16 protein-coding genes are annotated in these 16,743 nt (G+C 40.0%); 11 read left to right on the top strand and 5 right to left on the bottom strand.

Features of this window, described 5'->3' with window-relative positions:
• The first annotated feature begins 201 nt into the window (after positions 1 to 201).
• The 4 genes from KQI94_RS12350 to KQI94_RS12335 are packed head-to-tail and all read left to right on the top strand — an operon-like array spanning position 202 to position 3,523.
• Positions 202 to 849 carry a bifunctional 2-keto-4-hydroxyglutarate aldolase/2-keto-3-deoxy-6-phosphogluconate aldolase gene (locus KQI94_RS12350; protein ID WP_002367887.1) on the top strand — a complete coding sequence of 216 codons (648 nt, stop codon included), beginning with the start codon at positions 202 to 204 and terminating at the stop codon, positions 847 to 849.
• Positions 850 to 853: 4 nt separating this feature from the next.
• Entirely contained in the window at positions 854 to 1,861 is a 1,008-nt protein-coding gene (locus tag KQI94_RS12345; RefSeq protein ID WP_002391103.1) for a sugar kinase, read from the top strand.
• A gap of 12 nt (positions 1,862 to 1,873) precedes the next feature.
• Positions 1,874 to 2,713: a 5-dehydro-4-deoxy-D-glucuronate isomerase gene (kduI, locus tag KQI94_RS12340; protein ID WP_002355301.1), complete on the top strand. Its 840-nt coding sequence runs from the start codon at positions 1,874 to 1,876 to the stop codon at positions 2,711 to 2,713.
• A gap of 21 nt (positions 2,714 to 2,734) precedes the next feature.
• A complete protein-coding gene (locus KQI94_RS12335) occupies positions 2,735 to 3,523 on the top strand; it encodes a gluconate 5-dehydrogenase (RefSeq protein ID WP_002362994.1) in 789 nt (262 codons plus the stop codon).
• 61 nt (positions 3,524 to 3,584) lie between these two features.
• On the opposite strand, the gene KQI94_RS12330 is transcribed toward KQI94_RS12335, so the two are convergent.
• Both KQI94_RS12330 and KQI94_RS12325 read right to left on the bottom strand, forming a co-directional pair.
• Positions 3,585 to 3,785, bottom strand: coding sequence for a hypothetical protein (locus KQI94_RS12330; protein WP_002355314.1), 201 nt, complete (start codon positions 3,783 to 3,785; stop codon positions 3,585 to 3,587).
• A 106-nt stretch (positions 3,786 to 3,891) separates the two neighbouring features.
• Positions 3,892 to 5,373 (bottom strand): peptide MFS transporter, encoded by a 1,482-nt coding sequence (locus KQI94_RS12325; protein ID WP_002355315.1) that lies wholly within the window; start codon positions 5,371 to 5,373, stop codon positions 3,892 to 3,894.
• 817 nt (positions 5,374 to 6,190) lie between these two features.
• Between KQI94_RS12325 and KQI94_RS12320 the strand changes: the two genes are divergently transcribed.
• A complete protein-coding gene (locus KQI94_RS12320) occupies positions 6,191 to 6,790 on the top strand; it encodes a LysM domain-containing protein (protein ID WP_002355317.1) in 600 nt (199 codons plus the stop codon).
• A gap of 70 nt (positions 6,791 to 6,860) precedes the next feature.
• Here the strand turns inward: KQI94_RS12320 and KQI94_RS12315 are convergent, their stop codons facing one another.
• Positions 6,861 to 7,241: a PaaI family thioesterase gene (locus tag KQI94_RS12315; protein WP_002361187.1), complete on the bottom strand. Its 381-nt coding sequence runs from the start codon at positions 7,239 to 7,241 to the stop codon at positions 6,861 to 6,863.
• A gap of 164 nt (positions 7,242 to 7,405) precedes the next feature.
• Between KQI94_RS12315 and menB the strand changes: the two genes are divergently transcribed.
• The 6 genes from menB to menC are packed head-to-tail and all read left to right on the top strand — an operon-like array spanning position 7,406 to position 14,696.
• The gene (gene menB / locus KQI94_RS12310; RefSeq protein ID WP_002361188.1) at positions 7,406 to 8,221 is read left to right on the top strand and encodes a 1,4-dihydroxy-2-naphthoyl-CoA synthase; all 816 of its coding nucleotides are present in this window, start codon (positions 7,406 to 7,408) and stop codon (positions 8,219 to 8,221) included.
• A 4-nt stretch (positions 8,222 to 8,225) separates the two neighbouring features.
• Positions 8,226 to 9,683 (top strand): o-succinylbenzoate--CoA ligase, encoded by a 1,458-nt coding sequence (locus tag KQI94_RS12305; RefSeq protein ID WP_002367891.1) that lies wholly within the window; start codon positions 8,226 to 8,228, stop codon positions 9,681 to 9,683.
• On the top strand, positions 9,680 to 11,047 hold the full coding sequence (locus tag KQI94_RS12300) for an isochorismate synthase (RefSeq protein ID WP_002367892.1): 1,368 nt from the start codon (positions 9,680 to 9,682) through the stop codon (positions 11,045 to 11,047). Before KQI94_RS12305 ends, KQI94_RS12300 begins: the two co-directional genes overlap by 4 nt.
• Positions 11,047 to 12,780, top strand: coding sequence for a 2-succinyl-5-enolpyruvyl-6-hydroxy-3-cyclohexene-1-carboxylic-acid synthase (gene menD / locus KQI94_RS12295; RefSeq protein WP_002367893.1), 1,734 nt, complete (start codon positions 11,047 to 11,049; stop codon positions 12,778 to 12,780). The genes KQI94_RS12300 and menD overlap by 1 nt, the downstream gene beginning before the upstream one ends.
• Entirely contained in the window at positions 12,768 to 13,592 is an 825-nt protein-coding gene (menH, locus tag KQI94_RS12290; protein WP_216454456.1) for a 2-succinyl-6-hydroxy-2,4-cyclohexadiene-1-carboxylate synthase, read from the top strand. The genes menD and menH overlap by 13 nt, the downstream gene beginning before the upstream one ends.
• Positions 13,593 to 14,696: an o-succinylbenzoate synthase gene (gene menC, locus KQI94_RS12285; protein ID WP_216454454.1), complete on the top strand. Its 1,104-nt coding sequence runs from the start codon at positions 13,593 to 13,595 to the stop codon at positions 14,694 to 14,696.
• A 56-nt stretch (positions 14,697 to 14,752) separates the two neighbouring features.
• Here menC and KQI94_RS12280 read toward each other — a convergent pair whose 3' ends face one another.
• Together KQI94_RS12280 and KQI94_RS12275 are read right to left on the bottom strand one after the other, a co-directional pair.
• Positions 14,753 to 15,451, bottom strand: coding sequence for a glucosamine-6-phosphate deaminase (locus tag KQI94_RS12280; RefSeq protein WP_002355326.1), 699 nt, complete (start codon positions 15,449 to 15,451; stop codon positions 14,753 to 14,755).
• A 251-nt stretch (positions 15,452 to 15,702) separates the two neighbouring features.
• On the bottom strand, positions 15,703 to 16,743 hold a 1,041-nt coding region (locus KQI94_RS12275; protein ID WP_216454452.1), incomplete at its 5' end, for an AMP-binding protein.

The following is a 16,743-nucleotide window of genomic DNA, read 5'->3' as shown; positions in this document are numbered from 1 at the left end:
CAAAACTGTATTTTGCCATACAAAAAAACCTCCAAAAGTTAGATTTCTAGGTCTAACTTTTGGGGGTCGGCTCAATTTTTGTTTGTCTTTCTTTTTTTATTTTTGTAAAAACGTTTGCATTTTCTTTTTTTATCTGTATAATGAAGTTGTGAATTTCTTTATAATAAATATATATTTCTAAATAAGAAATGAGGGAGTCTGTTGAAGCGAGTATCAATTTTACAAAAATTAGAAAATGCTGGCGTGATTGCTGTGGTTCGCGGAAAGACAAAAGAGGAAGCGCTAAAAGCTAGTCAAGCCATTGTAGCAGGCGGTATGCGGGGGATTGAGTTAACCTTTACTGTTCCTCAAGCAACAGAAGTGATTCAGGAATTAGTTGCGTTATACCAAGAGAATCCTGACGTAGTCATTGGTGCGGGGACAGTTTTGGATGCTACGACTGCTCGTTTAGCTATTGTAGCAGGGGCTGAATATATTGTGAGTCCAAGCTTCGATGAAGAAACCGCTAAAATTTGCAATTTATATCAAGTTCCTTACTTGCCAGGCTGTATGACCATCACAGAAATGAAAGAAGCACTGAAAAGCGGAGCAGATATTATTAAACTATTTCCGGGAAGTGTTTATGGACCGAGTGTTATTTCGGCATTTAAAGCGCCATTGCCTCAGTTAAATATTATGCCAACGGGTGGTGTCAGTTTGGAAAATATGGCCGAGTGGTTTGCTGCAGGTGTGACGGCCGTCGGTGTTGGTGGCAATCTGTTAGCGCCAGCAGCAACTGGGGATTTTGAAAAAGTTCGTGAGGTTGCCCAAGCCTATATGGAAAAATTCCAAGCAATCAAAGGGGTGTAGGCACATGGGGAAAGTCGTAACATTGGGAGAAATCATGTTGCGTTTGTCAACGCCTGTCGGAATACGCGTAGCACAAACAGAAAATTTCGCTGTACATTACGGCGGTGGTGAAGCGAATGTAGCGATTTCGTTAGCGAACTATGGCCACCAAGTGACTTTTGCTAGTAAAGTGCCCGATAATTCATTAGGAGAAGCCGCCAAAAAGCATTTAAGTCGTTATGGGGTTTCAACGGAATTTGTACGAACTGGCGGAACACGCCTAGGAACATATTACTTGGAAACTGGTACAGGAGAACGAGCAGCCAGTGTTGTCTATGATCGCGCCTATTCAAGCTTTGCTCAAATCGAAGAAATGGAATGGGACTTACATGAGCTGTTTTCAGGAGTAGAGATCTTTCATATTTCAGGGATTACAGCGGCGTTATCAAAAACGTGGCAAAGTATAACGGTTGCGCTAGTTAAAGCAGCGAAGCAAGCAGGGTGCCAAGTAAGCTTTGACATTAATTATCGAGGGAAACTTTGGTCCCAGAAAGAAGCGAGCGTGGCATTGAAGGCCATTCTTCCATTTGTTGATATTTGTTCAGCTGGGGTATTAGATGCTCGTTATTTATTGGAGATTCCAGAACCAGAGGAAGAACTTGAAGACGCATTAACGTGGTACTACCGAAAAATGCAAGAACGTTATCCCAACATTCAAGTATTTTATTCAACCAAACGTCAAGTTCATTCAGCGACAGATAATGAATTAATCGGAACGCTATGGTACAAAGGTGCGTATTATACGTCCAAATGTCATCGATTACAACCGATTGTTGACCGTGTCGGTGCCGGTGATGCGTTTGCTGGTGGGGTTTTACATGGCATATTAGCTACCTATGATCCACAAACCTGCATTGATTTTGCGACAGCGGCTAGTGCGTTAAAACATACTGTCCATGGTGATTGTAATCAATTTAGTCAAAAAGAAGTCCTTGCTTTTTTGGCAACGGGCTCAGGAAAAATAAATAGATAGGAGATTTTAGTTATGCAAAATATGGAAACACGTTATACACATAGTCCGGCGGATATCCGTCACTATTCAACAGAACAATTGAGAGATGAATTTTTAGTAGAGAAAGTTTTTATTCCAGGTGCAATCAGCTTAACCTACACACATAATGATCGGATGATTTTTGGTGGTGTGACACCGACCACAGAAGAATTAGAAATTATTTTGGACAAAGAATTAGGGGTTGACTATTTCTTAGAACGCCGTGAACTAGGGGTTATTAATATTGGGGGACCCGGCTTTATTGAAATTGATGGCGCCAAAGAAACAATGAAAAAACAAGATGGCTATTATATTGGGAAAGAAACAAAACATGTTCGTTTTTCTTCAGAAAACCCTGATAATCCAGCGAAATTTTACATTAGTTGTGTCCCAGCACATCATAAATATCCCAACGTAAAAATTAGTATTGATGAAATTACCCCAATGGAAACGGGTGATCCATTAACATTGAACCAACGTAAAATTTACCAATACATTCATCCGAACGTTTGTGAAAGTTGCCAGTTACAAATGGGTTACACCATTTTAGAACCAGGTAGCGCTTGGAATACAATGCCTTGTCATACACATGAACGTCGGATGGAAGCGTATGTTTATTTTGATATGGAAGAAGATACGCGGATTTTCCACATGATGGGTAAACCAGACGAAACGAAACATTTAGTAATGAGTAATGAACAAGCAGCCATTTCACCAAGCTGGTCAATTCATTCTGGGGTTGGTACAAGTAATTATTCCTTTATTTGGGCCATGTGCGGAGAAAATATTACGTACACAGACATGGATATGGTTGCAATGGATCAATTAAAATAAACCAAAGAAAGAGGAGAAAACATGGAATTTAAAATGAATGATTTTCAATTAGATGGAAAAGTAGCGTTAATTACAGGTGCTGTCTATGGGATTGGCTTTGAGATTGCGAAATCCCTAGCTGAAGCAGGAGCAACAATTGTTTTTAATAACTTATCTCCTGAATCAGTTGAACAAGGTTTGGAAAATTATCGGGCTGCAGGGATTGAAGCACGTGGTTATGTGTGTGATGTCACTGATGAAGAGCAAGTTCAAGCGATGGTTGCTCAGATTAAAGAAGAAGTCGGCTCTATTGATATTTTAGTCAATAATGCGGGAATTATTAAACGAATTCCAATGGTGGATATGTCAGCAGAAGAGTTCCGTCAAGTGATTGATGTTGATTTGAATGCGCCATTTATTATGGCAAAAGCGGTTATTCCAGATATGATTGAAAAGGGCCATGGCAAAATTATCAATATCTGTTCAATGATGAGTGAACTAGGTCGTGAAACAGTTAGTGCGTACGCGGCAGCAAAAGGCGGACTAAAAATGTTAACGAAAAATATTGCTTCTGAATATGGACAATATAATATTCAATGTAATGGGATTGGACCTGGTTACATTGAAACGCCACAGACGGCGCCATTAAGAGAACCAGGGCATCCATTTAACGAATTCATCTTGGGACGAACACCTGCTAATCGGTGGGGCACACCAGCAGACTTAGCTGGCCCAGCAGTTTTCTTAGCATCTAACGCTTCTGACTTTGTTAACGGACATATCTTATATGTTGATGGTGGGATTTTAGCTTATATTGGAAAACAACCATAAAAAATAAGTAAAAGGAGCGAGACTAGCAATCTCGCTCCTTTTACTTATGGCTAGCCTTCTACTAAAAACTCACATAAAAGAAAGAAGCAATCGCCACAGCAAATGAAATAATAGCAAACACTAAACTACTCCATAGTCCTAACAGAATAAATGGTGAGGTTCTTTTGCCGCCCTCTTTCTTTAAGTAGGAAAATGTCCGTCCAGTAACAATGAATTGCCAGATACTAATCAATAAAAAAATACCGCCAATTAAGTAACGCATGTCCTCGTCCTCCTTCTATTTAGTATACCACTTGATGAAAACGTTATCAAAACGCTGTATAAAAAAGTTGCCTTTCAAAAAAGAGAAAGGCAACTTTTTTGACGGTTTAACGGACGTCACCCATTAAGTTTTGGATTGGTTTTTTCACAATGAATAAGAGAATCCCAGCAACGACAGCTACAAGTCCGACAATCCCAAAATATGCTGACTCTGTTCCAGGTGTATAGAAACGAGCAATTTGAGCGTTAATGGCTTGTGAAGCGGCATCTGCTAATAACCAAATAGCAACGGTTTGAGCTTCGAAAGCTTTCGGTGCTAATTTTGTAGTAATCGATAAGCCAACGGGAGATAAACACATTTCTCCGACAATCATAATGAAGAAACTAAAGAATAACCAAAGTGGACTCACCCGTCCTTCGGTACCATAAAGTAGACCTGGCAACATTAATAAGACGAAGGAAAGACCAGCAAAGACTAGCCCTAGTGAAAACTTCACAACTGTTGATGGTTGACGTTTACCTAGTTTTGTCCATAATGTAACAAAAATAGGGGTCAAAATAACTACGAATACAGGATTTAATGATTGGAACCAGCTAGCGGCAATCGGGAAGCCAAACAAACTCGTTTGCGTCCGTTCATTTGCAAATAGAGCAAGAATAGACGAACCTTGTTCTTCCAATGACCAGAAAACAATTGCTGCTAAGAATAATGGCAAATAAGCCAGAACTTTTGGTTTTTCTTCAGCAGTGACATCTTTAGACGTTAACATTTTGCTGAAATAATAAACTGGTAACAGGATTCCTAACACGCTGATGGTATTAATAAAGAAATCAATTGTTAAATGTCCTGTGACATAGGCGCCACCAAAAATAAGTAAAGCAACGACAATTGCCAACATAAATGCTTTAGCAAATTTCTTTTGCTCTTCTTTAGACATTGGATTAGTTGGGGCCTGACCAATCCCAGCAAGAGATTTACGTCCTTGGAAATAATATTGTAGTAGCCCGAAGAACATCCCTACTGCGGCAACGGAAAAGCCTAAATGATAATTATATTCTTGTCCTAAAGTTCCGACAACAAGGGGAGCGATTAAGGCTCCGATATTAATCCCCATGTAAAAAATGGAGAAGCCTGCATCTCTACGTAAGTCAGTTTTTGAATAAAGATGGCCAACCATCCCTGAAACGTTTGGTTTTAACATCCCAGTCCCAAATACAATTAACATAATAGAAACGAATAAGGCGGGGACACCAAATGGGGTAGCGAGAACAATATGTCCAGCAATGATTAACAAACCACCAATAAAAACAGTTTTCCTTGAACCTAAGACACGGTCAGAGACCCAACCGCCAATGATACTGGACATGAAAACCATTGATCCATAAATGGACATGATGGCTAAGGCAGTTGCTTTGGGGAGACCTAAACCGCCATTGGCTACGGTATCGTAAATGTAATACATTAGAATAGCACGCATGCCGTAGTAACTGAAACGTTCCCACATTTCTGTGAAGAACAGTGTTGCTAGTCCTTTCGGTTGTCCCAGAAAGGATTTGTCTAATTTCTCAAGTTGTTCTTTGTCACTCATAGATAAAACTCCAATTCTTATAATATTCAGAATATTTGATAATAAAATGACTTAAATGTAGATTCATATATTTTATTACTCATAGATTGGAAAATAGAAAGAGAAAAAACTGATTATGTTTTTAAATAACAAGCGTTCGAGTGATTGTTTGTTTTTTATTCGTGAATTATGATAAAAATGAATATTTATTCTGCTTTATTTTCAATACTTTGTTTTCATAGTTGCTTTAGCTGTTCCTTTTTTGAATAAGATTAAAATGAATAAATAACAAGCAAAATATAAGATTTTTTTGTTTAACTCTTTTTGTTTCAATAGGAAGTGCTTAGTGTTTTTTCAGAATCGGAAAATGAATACGATAAAAAATTTAACTATATAATAGAAGGAAAAATAAAAATAGTGAATGATAAAAAAATTCAAAGAAAACACCTGTTCTTTTTAGGCGTGAGTTTTTGAAAAAAACATTCTCATGTCTAGTATCTTTAACATTTTGTTACTTTTTGACTGAAACGAATGTAAAAAAAACGACATTTAATGGCTAATCAAGGGTTAGAAAACGGTTTCTCGAAAATAAAATCCTGTTTTTTTAACTTTTTTTCGCAAAATATAAACAGGATAATATCAAGCTTCCAGCAGCTTTTTATTACAAAATGTAACAAAACCGACATTCTAGTAATAAATTGTCACGAGATATTCACCTACGGCCGGCCATTCGATGATAAAGTATGTGAAGTCGTTTCGATAAAGCGAAGCAGACGTGGTTGTTGCCGAGTGCTAAGAGCAACAATCAAATATTTTTAATTACAAAGGAGAAACATACATGAAATCAATCAAAACGATTTTACTTGGAACAACTTTGGCCGCAGGTTTAGGATTATTCTTAGGAACAGACGCAAACGCAGAAAGCTTATATACAGTTAAAGCAGGAGATACTTTATCAACAATTTCTCATCAATTTGCAGGAGACAATAGCTTAATTCAAAAAATTGCTTCTGATAACAAATTGCCAAACCTTGATTTAATTTTTGAAGGAGAACAATTAGTTATTCGTTCAGAAAAAGAAGTTGCTAATACTCCAGCACCAGCTGTAGAAGTTGCACCAGTTCAACAAGTAGTTGAACAACCTGTTGCACAACCAGTACAACAAGAAGTACAACAACCTGTTGCTCAAGAAGTAGCGCAACCAGCAGCACCTGCCGCAAGCAGTGATGCAAAAGAGTGGATCGCACAACGTGAATCTAGTGGTTCTTACGATGCAACAAACGGTCAGTATATCGGTCGTTACCAATTATCTGCCTCTTATTTAAATGGTGACTATTCACCTGCCAACCAAGAACGCGTGGCAGATCAGTACGTAGCAGGTCGCTATGGTTCATGGGATGCAGCTAAATCATTCTGGTTAGCAAATGGTTGGTACTAAAATTAAATAAACGAAGTAATCTAATTACTTATTAAAAACCATAAACAAAAAAAACAGTAACCTGTAAAGATTACTGTTTTTTTTGTCGATTTGTTAAGGTACAACGCCCCACGCTCGTCAATTGGTGGTCTGCGTTATAAATTTTTGCTTCCCAAACTTGAAGGGTCTTTCCCGAGTGATCGGGCGTCGCAATCACGGTAAGGCTACCATCATGGACACTACGAAGATGATTTACTTGTAAGTCTATGCCGACAGCAAAAGTGTTTTCAGGAACGTTTTCGTTCGCACCTAAACTACAGGCAGTTTCAATTAAGACGCCGTTTAAGCCCCCGTGAACAAGGCCATAGGGTTGTTTATGCACGTCTTTTACCGCTAAAGTAAGCTGACATTTCTCAGCAGAAACGTGTTGAATCGTGATGCCTAAATACTCTAAAAGATGAATAGTAATCAGTCCTTTCTAATAAAAGAGAGAATAAAAGGTTTTTTATTTATTATACAGGAATGAAGAAAATTTGAAATAGCCATGTTTTTTCTTAAAATTCAAGCGACTTTTTCTCTAAAGTGCCGATTCTTGTGTATAATAGAAAAGATGAGATTAATGAAGGAGGTTTCCTAATGAGAAACTGGACAACAATTAAAGAATATGATGAAATTTTATTTGAGCAAGCAGGCAAAGTAGCAAAAATTACTATCAACCGCCCGCATGTTCACAACGCATTCACACCAAAAACAGTCATGGAAATGATTGATGCATTCAACATTAGTCGTGATAAAGAAGATGTCGGGGTTATTATTTTAACAGGCGCAGGTGACCAAGCATTCTGTTCTGGTGGCGATCAAAAAGTTCGAGGTAATGGTGGTTACGTTGGCGAAGACAATATTCCACGTTTAAATGTGTTAGATTTACAACGGTTAATCCGTGTCATTCCCAAACCAGTCATCGCAATGGTGAAAGGCTGGTCCATTGGCGGCGGCAATGTTTTACAATTAGTTTGTGATTTAACAATTGCGGCTGAAAATGCTAAGTTTGGGCAAACAGGACCAAATGTCGGTAGCTTTGATGGTGGATACGGCTCAGGTTACTTGGCGCGCGTTATCGGCCATAAAAAAGCGAAAGAAGTTTGGTTTATGTGTAAACAGTATTCTGCTCAAGAAGCTTTAGATATGGGCTGGATTAATACCGTTGTTCCATTGGATCAAGTAGAAGATGTGACAATGGAGTGGGCAGAAGAAATGTTAACCAAAAGCCCGATTGCTTTACGGATGATTAAAGCCTCTTTAAATGCCGATACAGATGGCTTGGCTGGTGTGCAACAATTAGCTGGTGATGCGACACTTCTTTACTATACAATGGCTGAAGCACAAGAAGGCCGAGATGCATTTAAAGAAAAACGGACACCAGATTTCGATCAATTCCCTAAATTCCCATAAACCAATGACTTGGTTAAATAAACAAGTACAAAAACGTCCCGATCATCCTGCTTTTTATTTTCAGGATGAATCTTGGACGTTTTTAGAAGTGCAACAAGAAGTCAGCCATTGGGTAACCACATATCAACAGGTGCTTGCACCAGAAGAAAAACGTGTGGCTTTATTCAGTAAGAACAGCAAAGAGTTGTATTTTTCAATTCTAGCCTTATGGGAATTGGGGAAAGAGTTATTATTTTTAAATACGCATTTGACACTTGCTGAACTGACTTTTCAGTTAAAAGATGCGCAAGTTAAAACGATTATTGGTGCGCCTGAAACGCAGGCTTTGTTAGAGGAGATTTCTTTTGTCGACGTTCAGCCAATGGTTAAAAAACAGCATAGTCTTTCACATCAGGAGTTTCAACAGCCAAGTGACTTAGAGTCGGTGGCTTCTATTATGTATACATCTGGAACTACAGGACAGCCTAAAGGGGTCTTGCAACGGTTTAAAAATCATTTGGCCAGTGCTAGAGGCACTCAAGAAAATATGGGGATTACTGCTGAAGATTGTTGGTTGTGTGCAGTCCCATTATTTCACATTAGCGGATTGTCGATTGTTGTTCGACAACTCGTCTTAGGTTGTAGTATTCGCCTTTACGATAAATTTGATGAACAGCAAGTGACACAAGATTTACAAGAAGGCCGTGGCACCGTCATTTCAGTGGTTGCGACAATGTTGCAACAATTGTTGTCTGTCTATCCTGAAGCTGGCTACAGCGTCAGCTTTAAAGGAATGCTATTAGGCGGCGGACCGATTGCACCGGATAAATTAGCGCAGTGTGAGGAAAAAGGGATTCCAGTCATTCAATCTTACGGGATGACGGAAACGTGTTCGCAAGTTGTTGCCTTGAAATTTGAAGATGCGGCACTGAAAATCGGCTCTGCTGGGCAACCGTTAAAAGATATGCAGATCAAAATTGTTGATGAACTAGGACAAGAACAGCCAGAAAAGCAAGTCGGGGAAATTTTACTTAAGGGACCAAACGTTGTTTCAGGTTACCTTAACCATCGTCAACCTGAAAAATGGACAGCAGATGGTTGGTTTAAAACAGGCGACATGGGCTATTTAGATGCACAAGGTTACCTGTATTTGGTTAGTCGTTTAAGTGAACTCATTATCTCTGGTGGTGAAAATATTTACCCCACTGAGGTTGAACAGGTGTTACAGGCGATAACAGGAATTAAAGCAGCGGCAGTTGTAGGAGAACCAGATGCGCAATGGGGAGCCGTCCCAGTTGCATATGTGATTAGTGACCAAGAAATCACCTTAGCGCAAATTCAAGACCAGTGTTCACGAAAACTGGCAAAATATAAACGACCGAAACGCATTTATTTTTGTCATTCTTTCCCGCAAACAGCAAGTGGAAAGATTGCCAAACATCGTTTCATGACAGAAGAAAGAGAGGCGTTTTTAATCAGATGAAATTGCCTGATGAATTACGACAAGCCTATCAGAAGAATGCCCGTCAGTTCAGTTGGGTTTTTCCATTAGAAACAGAACAAACAGCCTTGGCAATTTTTGCCGCTGGTGAAAAGGCATACCAAGGAGAACGTTTTTTTTGGCAAACGCCGAAAAAAGATTTTGCTTTGGTTGGCTTCGGATATGAAACTATCTTAAAAGGCGCAGAAACAGAAACGCATCAATTGAACAACTTTTTAAAAAAAGAGGCGGCAACTCGTTTTCAAAATATGTCTATTTCTGGTACGGGGGCTCTTCTGTTTGGCGGTTTGCCTTTTGATACAGAACAAACGCCTACTGAGGCCTGGGGAGAGTTAGGGGAAGGTTGGTTTTATCTACCAAGTATTCTATTTACTTTTTCAGGTTCACGTATTTATGGAACGCTGAACTTTTCAGGTTCTAGTGAACAAGAAGTCGAGGAACGTTGGTCGACTTTGGTGGCTCAGTTTGATCGCTTGTTAGCTACCTGTGAGGAGTTGCCAGCTGTAGCGGAAACAAAGATTGACAAGGAAGAAGTTGCCGTGACTGAATGGCTACAAGCTGTCAACGAAACAGTAGCAGTCTTAAGAGAAGATGGCCCTTTAAAAAAAGTGGTTTTGGCTCGACAACTTGCTGTGAGCAGTCCTGAAAAAATTCGAAGTAACCAAGTGCTCGTTAATTTAATGGCACAACAACAAAATACGTATTTGTTTGCTTTGGAAGCCAATGACACAAGTTTCATTGGTGCAACACCAGAACGACTTCTGTTGGGTACTAGAGAAACGTTTGCGACCGCTTGTATTGCAGGAACCATTAAAACGGGTCAAACATCAGAAGAAACGAAAGCTTTAGGAGCACAACTTTTACAAGACCGCAAAAATACCGGAGAACACCAAATTGTGGTGGAACGTTTAGCGAAAGAGTTGGCAAAGATGACGACTTCTGAAAACAGTATTCAAGCACCCATTATTTTGGAAAATCGAGATGTACAACATCTTTATGTGCCAATCTCAGGTCAACGTAAACCGGGAATTTCGTTTTTGGAAAGTGTGATGCAGCTACACCCAACGCCAGCTTTAGGCGGTGAGCCCAAAGAGTTGGCAGTCGAATGGATTCGACAATATGAGCCAAGGAGTCGTGGGTTATATGGTGCGCCAATCGGTTGGATTTCAGGGAATGATGATAGTGGCGAGTTTGCTGTGGCCTTGCGTTCAGGTGTCTTTGCTGGTCAGCAAGGCGTTCTTTATGCAGGTTGTGGTATTGTTGCGGATTCCCAAGCAGAGCTAGAAAGAGAAGAAACGAAAATAAAATTTCAACCGATGTTACGAGGAATTGGAGGGAAGGTTTAATGAATCATCAAGAAACAATGACCGATTATTTAATGGCCTTTATTGAAGGCTTAAAAAATAGTGGGGTTGAACAAGCAGTCATTAGTCCAGGGTCCCGTTCCACACCACTGGCTTTATTACTTCATCGGGAAACCGCAATCCAAACTTTTGTCGATGTCGATGAACGTTCCGCTGCTTTTTTTGCTTTAGGATTAAGTAAAGCGAGTCAAAAACCAGTGGTCTTACTTTGTACCTCTGGAACAGCAGCTGCAAACTATTATCCAGCAATTTGTGAAGCCAATATTAGCCATGTGCCTTTAGTCGTTTTAACAACGGATCGGCCGCATGAGTTACGTCAAGTTGGTGCTCCTCAAGCCATGGACCAATTACAAATGTATCAAAATCACGTGAAATTATTTGTTGAAATGGCTTTGCCAGAAGCAACAGAAGAGATGTTGAATTACGCCTATTGGCAAGGCGCTAAAGGAGCAGCATTCGCGCAACAAACGCCTGCAGCACCTGTTCATTTGAATTTTCCTTTGCGGGAACCATTATTACCTGACTTAGAGAGAAAAACAAAGAGTTCTCAACAAACGGCTTTATTCGCTGGTCAATCAATCCTTTCTACAGAACAAGTGCAACAGCTAGCGGATCAATGGTACCAGAAAAACGGCGTTTTGGTTGTCGGTGGCAGTCATACAGAGGAAGAAGCGGCGTTATTTATTCAATTAGCCGAAGCTTTGCAATGGCCGTTACTAGCGGATCCTTTAGCAAACATTGTGACACATGGGCAAAATAGTGAAGTTGTTATTGCACATAGTGATCTGTTTCTAAATGTGGCGACCTTGCCACAAGAACCAGAAGTGGTAGTGCGCTTTGGTTCGCTGCCAATTTCTAAAAACATCATGTTATGGTTGAAACGCTTAGCAACGACAGAGACTACTTTTTATTTTGTGGACGAAAATGGGCAATGGCAAGAGCAATTGAAAAAATCACAAACCGTTATTCAGGCAAAGGAAACCACGTTTGTAGAACAACTGCTAACGGTTGTCAAACCAACAGAAGCGACTTGGTTAGCACAATGGCTCTTGCTGGAAAAAACGGTCTCTGAAGTTCTTCTAGAAACGCTGAACGCGACAGAATTAAATGAAACAACAGCCAGCTTAGCTGTTCACCAAACAATGAAAGAGAACGGTCAGTTATTTGTATCTAATAGTATGGCTATCCGCTACTTAGATCGATTTATGGATAGTCGCCCTTATCGGATGTTTGGAAATCGCGGCATCAACGGGATTGATGGGATTGTTTCAACTGCTTTAGGAATGAGTGCCGTAGCACCGACACAGCAAAACGTTCTACTGATTGGTGATTTAGCACTATATCATGATATGAATGGTTTATTTTTGGCTAAACGTTATCAGTTGCCGTTAACAATTGTTTTATTAAATAACAATGGTGGCGGGATTTTCTCTTTTCTATCTCAACGAACTTTACGTGAGGACGATTTCGAGCCTTTATTTGGAACACCGCTTGATTTAGATTTTTCGTTAGTTGCTGAACTTTACGGTGCTTCGTACCAAGAAGTCAAAACAATCGTGGAGCTTAAGCAAATTTTACAAGCAGCGGCTGAAGAACCACAATTTCAAGTGATCGAAGTCAAAGGAAATCGTCAAGAGAATGTTCATTTGTACGAATCAATTTTAGCTGAAATTGGTAGACGAGTAGAAAGACAGGGGATTTCATGGAACGGTTAATTCGGGGGATGCAGTACCATTATCAATGGTTAACACCTTTTGATGCAAAGCGAACGACACTAGTCTGTTTACATGGTTTCACAGGAACGTTAGCCACGTTTGCAGCCGTTTTTCCCAGTCAAACACCTTATAACGTTTTAGGAATTGACTTACCTGGGCATGGCGCGACTGCTAGTTTGGTAGCACCAGAGCGTTATACCATGAAACAGGTTTGCCATGATCTTGCTGAACTAACCGAATCGCTAAATTTGCCTTGCTTTTGTTTATTAGGCTATTCAATGGGCGCTCGAACAGCTTTAGGTTTTGCATTACATTATCCACAAAAGGTACAGCATCTTTTATTGGAAAGTGGGTCACCAGGTTTGGCCACCGTCGCAGAACGTCAGACTCGTATCTGTCAAGATCATCGTTTGGCGGAACGTCTCTTAGAGGAACCGCTGGTGGATTTTATTGATTTTTGGCAAGAATTACCGTTATTTCAAACGCAAAAAGCCTTGTCTGTGGCACAGCAAATGGCCATTCGTCAGGAACGTTTGAGCCAATCGGCCTTTGGATTGGCTAGTAGTTTGTGGTATATGGGCACAGGAGCGCAAGAGAGTTACTGGGAACGTCTAGCAGAATTGCAGCCGATTCCTACCGATTTATTGGTAGGCGGCGAAGATCAAAAATTTATTGGAATTGCGAAAAAAATGCAGGCACGTCAACCGTTGTTGAGGCTGACAATTTTTCCTGAAGCAGGACATTGTATCCATTTAGAACAACCAACGATTTTCTATGAAAAGGTGACAGCGTTATTGGAAGGAGCCGTCTGAATGAACATTCAATCAATTGAAACCTATCAGGTTCGTTTGCCTTTAAAAACGCCGTTTGTCACGAGCTATGGTCGCTTGGAAGAAAAAGCGTTTGATCTATTTGTAATAACGGATGAGCAAGGAAATCAAGGGTTTGGCGAATTAGTGGCTTTTGAGCAACCTGATTATGTGCAAGAAACGTTGGTAACCGAACGCTTCATCATCCAACAGCATTTAATTCCGTTACTTTTAACAGAAGCGCTTGAACAGCCGCAAGAGGTTTCAACAATTTTTGAAGAAGTTAAAGGGCATTGGATGGGAAAAGCTGCGTTAGAAACTGCCATCTGGGATTTATATGCCAAACGGCAACAGAAGAGTTTAACTGAATTTTTTGGACCAACGCGGAGGAAAATTCCTGTAGGGATTAGTTTAGGGATTCAAGAAGACTTACCTCAATTGCTTAAACAAGTTCAGTTAGCTGTAGAAAAAGGGTATCAACGAGTGAAGCTGAAAATTCGTCCCGGTTATGATGTGGAAGCCGTTGCTTTGATTCGTCAGCATTTTCCTAACTTGCCTTTAATAGTCGATGCAAATTCAGCGTATACATTGGCAGATTTGCCTCAATTGCAACGTTTAGATCACTATCAATTAGCGATGATTGAACAGCCTTTTGCTGCAGATGATTTTTTAGATCACGCACAATTACAAAGAGAACTGAAAACAAGAATTTGTTTGGATGAAAATATTCGTAGTCTCAAAGACTGCCAAGTGGCGTTAGCATTGGGTAGTTGCCGTAGTATCAATTTGAAGATTCCTCGTGTAGGTGGGATTCACGAGGCGTTGAAGATTGCCACATTTTGCCAAGAAAATAATTTATTGGTTTGGTTAGGTGGCATGTTTGAGTCTGGTGTTGGACGCGCATTGAATTTGCAATTTGCGTCACAGCCTACCTTTTCCTTTCCAGGTGATATTTCAGCCACGGAACGCTATTTTTATGAAGATATCATCACGGAACCTTTTATTTTAGAGCAAGGGACAATGACCGTGCCTCAGGGACTTGGTATTGGTGTTACACTTTCCCAGACGAATTTGCTAAAATACAGTCAGTATCAAAAAATCATGTAATGATAACAAAATTGCGCCTATGACTATGCAGAGAAGCATAATCTAGGCGCAATTTTTTATTTTTCTAATTGACTCGCTGCGGCTTCATCCAAGAGAACCGTTAAATTTGGATGGAGTTGAAGAATAGAGGCAGGATACGTTTCTGTGACAGGTCCTTGGAGCACTTGTTTGACCATCTGAGCTTTTTGTTCACCATTTACAATTAGGACAAGATGCTTAACTTTCATGATGCTGGCTGGCCCCATCGTAACAAAGGTCATGCCTGGCTGCATCATTTCAGGAACAAACCAAGGCTCTGAACCAGTGACGGTCACTTGGTAGGTTTCATTTTTAAAATGAGTGGTAGTGGGCATGTTCCCGCAAAAATGACCATCTGCTCCTAAGCCAATTAACATCAAATCTAAGCCGCCTGCGTCAGCAATCCGTTGTTCTTGTTGTTGAAAGTTTTCCACAGTTAATGGATGGATGTTTTGCTCGGATATTTCCGCAGGTGTCAAATACAGCGTCCGCAAATCTGTCAGAGTAATGCCTTCCTTTTGATGAGGAACGGGGATTTCATCAAAGTTATAATAATGAACATTATCAAAGTCAGATGAGTTTTTCACAATCGAGGCTAATTTTTGGTAAACAAGTGCTGGTGTTTTGCCAGCGGTAATTGATAAATTCACTCGTTTATCTTGGCTCATCGTGCTTAGAAGTAACATTTTTGCCCATTCGCTCATCGTGTCGAAATCTTGTTTAATTAAAATTTTCATACTTGCTCACTCCATTCTTTGAATAAGCTAAGTATAATTTGTGGGAACCATCCCATGTCAAGCTCTTCACAAAAAGGATTTAATTAACGGTAGGCAAAAGAAAGAGGAGCAGCCGTCAAAACGATGGCTGCCCCTCTTTTTAAAACTTAAGATAACCTACAACGAGTTAACTTTTTAGCTTTCTGTTCCACTTGCTACAATGCTAATCTAAACGTTCTTTTGACCAACACTGTTTAACAAAGAATTTTATTTTATTGTTCTTTTAACCATTTTTCTAGTTGTAAACGTTGCACTTTCATAGTAGCTGTGTGAGGGATTTCATCAAAAGCCATAATGATAGGTTCGTTTAAATGTGGTAAATCGGCTACTTGTGTCCACCAAGCGTCCCAATCCATTTCTTCCCCAGGGACAACCGCTAAAATTGGCTGAGGTTCATTTTCTTTGCCACGGACAATAATCACTTCTTCTAAGAAATCTAATGCATCCAATAAATGATCTTCAATAGCTAAATTACTGTCGATGTTTTCAATTAGATCTACTTGGCGATCTTTCAAGAATAAGTGGCCGCGTTCATCTAACATTCCGTAATCGCCGCTGTCCCACCATTCGCCGTAGACATTTTCTGCAAAGCGGGCATCTTCTTTGTAATATGTTAAGGCCCGTCCTTTTGATAAAAATTGGATATGGCCGTCCGTCATCGCAGGTAAAACTTGTCCTTTTTCATCAGTAATTCGAGCTTGTGTTAAATCCTCTAAACCAACACCCATGTCACGAGCATCTGAATCTTTTAGAGATTCTAAAGTATGCGCTCGTAAGATCATTGGCCCGCATTCACTTTGTCCATAAACTTGTAGGAAAATTGGTTCATTGGCAGCAGATGCTTTTAAGAAAGCCACCATTGTAGCGTTGTTAATTGCATCAAAAGTAGAATGATAATAATGGACACTAGCGAAAGCTTCAGGTTTTTCTTTGGCCAAACGAACCCATTGAACGAAGTTATTGGGGTGTGTTTCTACAGCGATTGGTTGATAGGTGCTGAACATTTCAGCGACTTTTTCGCTCGAAGCGTTTGCTAAAGGCATCATAGGGAAGCCCATGGCCATTAAAGAAGACACGCCAATGTTAAAACGAGAATGAACTGGCGAAATATGAAAGCCAACTAATTTCTTTTCAGCAATTTTTGTAAAAATGGTTTTTTGCCATTTTGTACGCCAACCCATAGAGTGATTGGAATGACAGATAAGTTTAGGAATACCTGTTGTTCCAGAGGTGTGGGTCATGTAGGCAATTTC

Origin of the sequence: Enterococcus sp. S183_ASV_20, assembly GCF_018919685.1 — a bacterium.
GTDB lineage: Bacteria > Bacillota > Bacilli > Lactobacillales > Enterococcaceae > Enterococcus > Enterococcus faecalis.
Note: the sequence above shows the minus strand (reverse complement) of the source record. Positions and strands in the feature narration are given on the sequence as shown.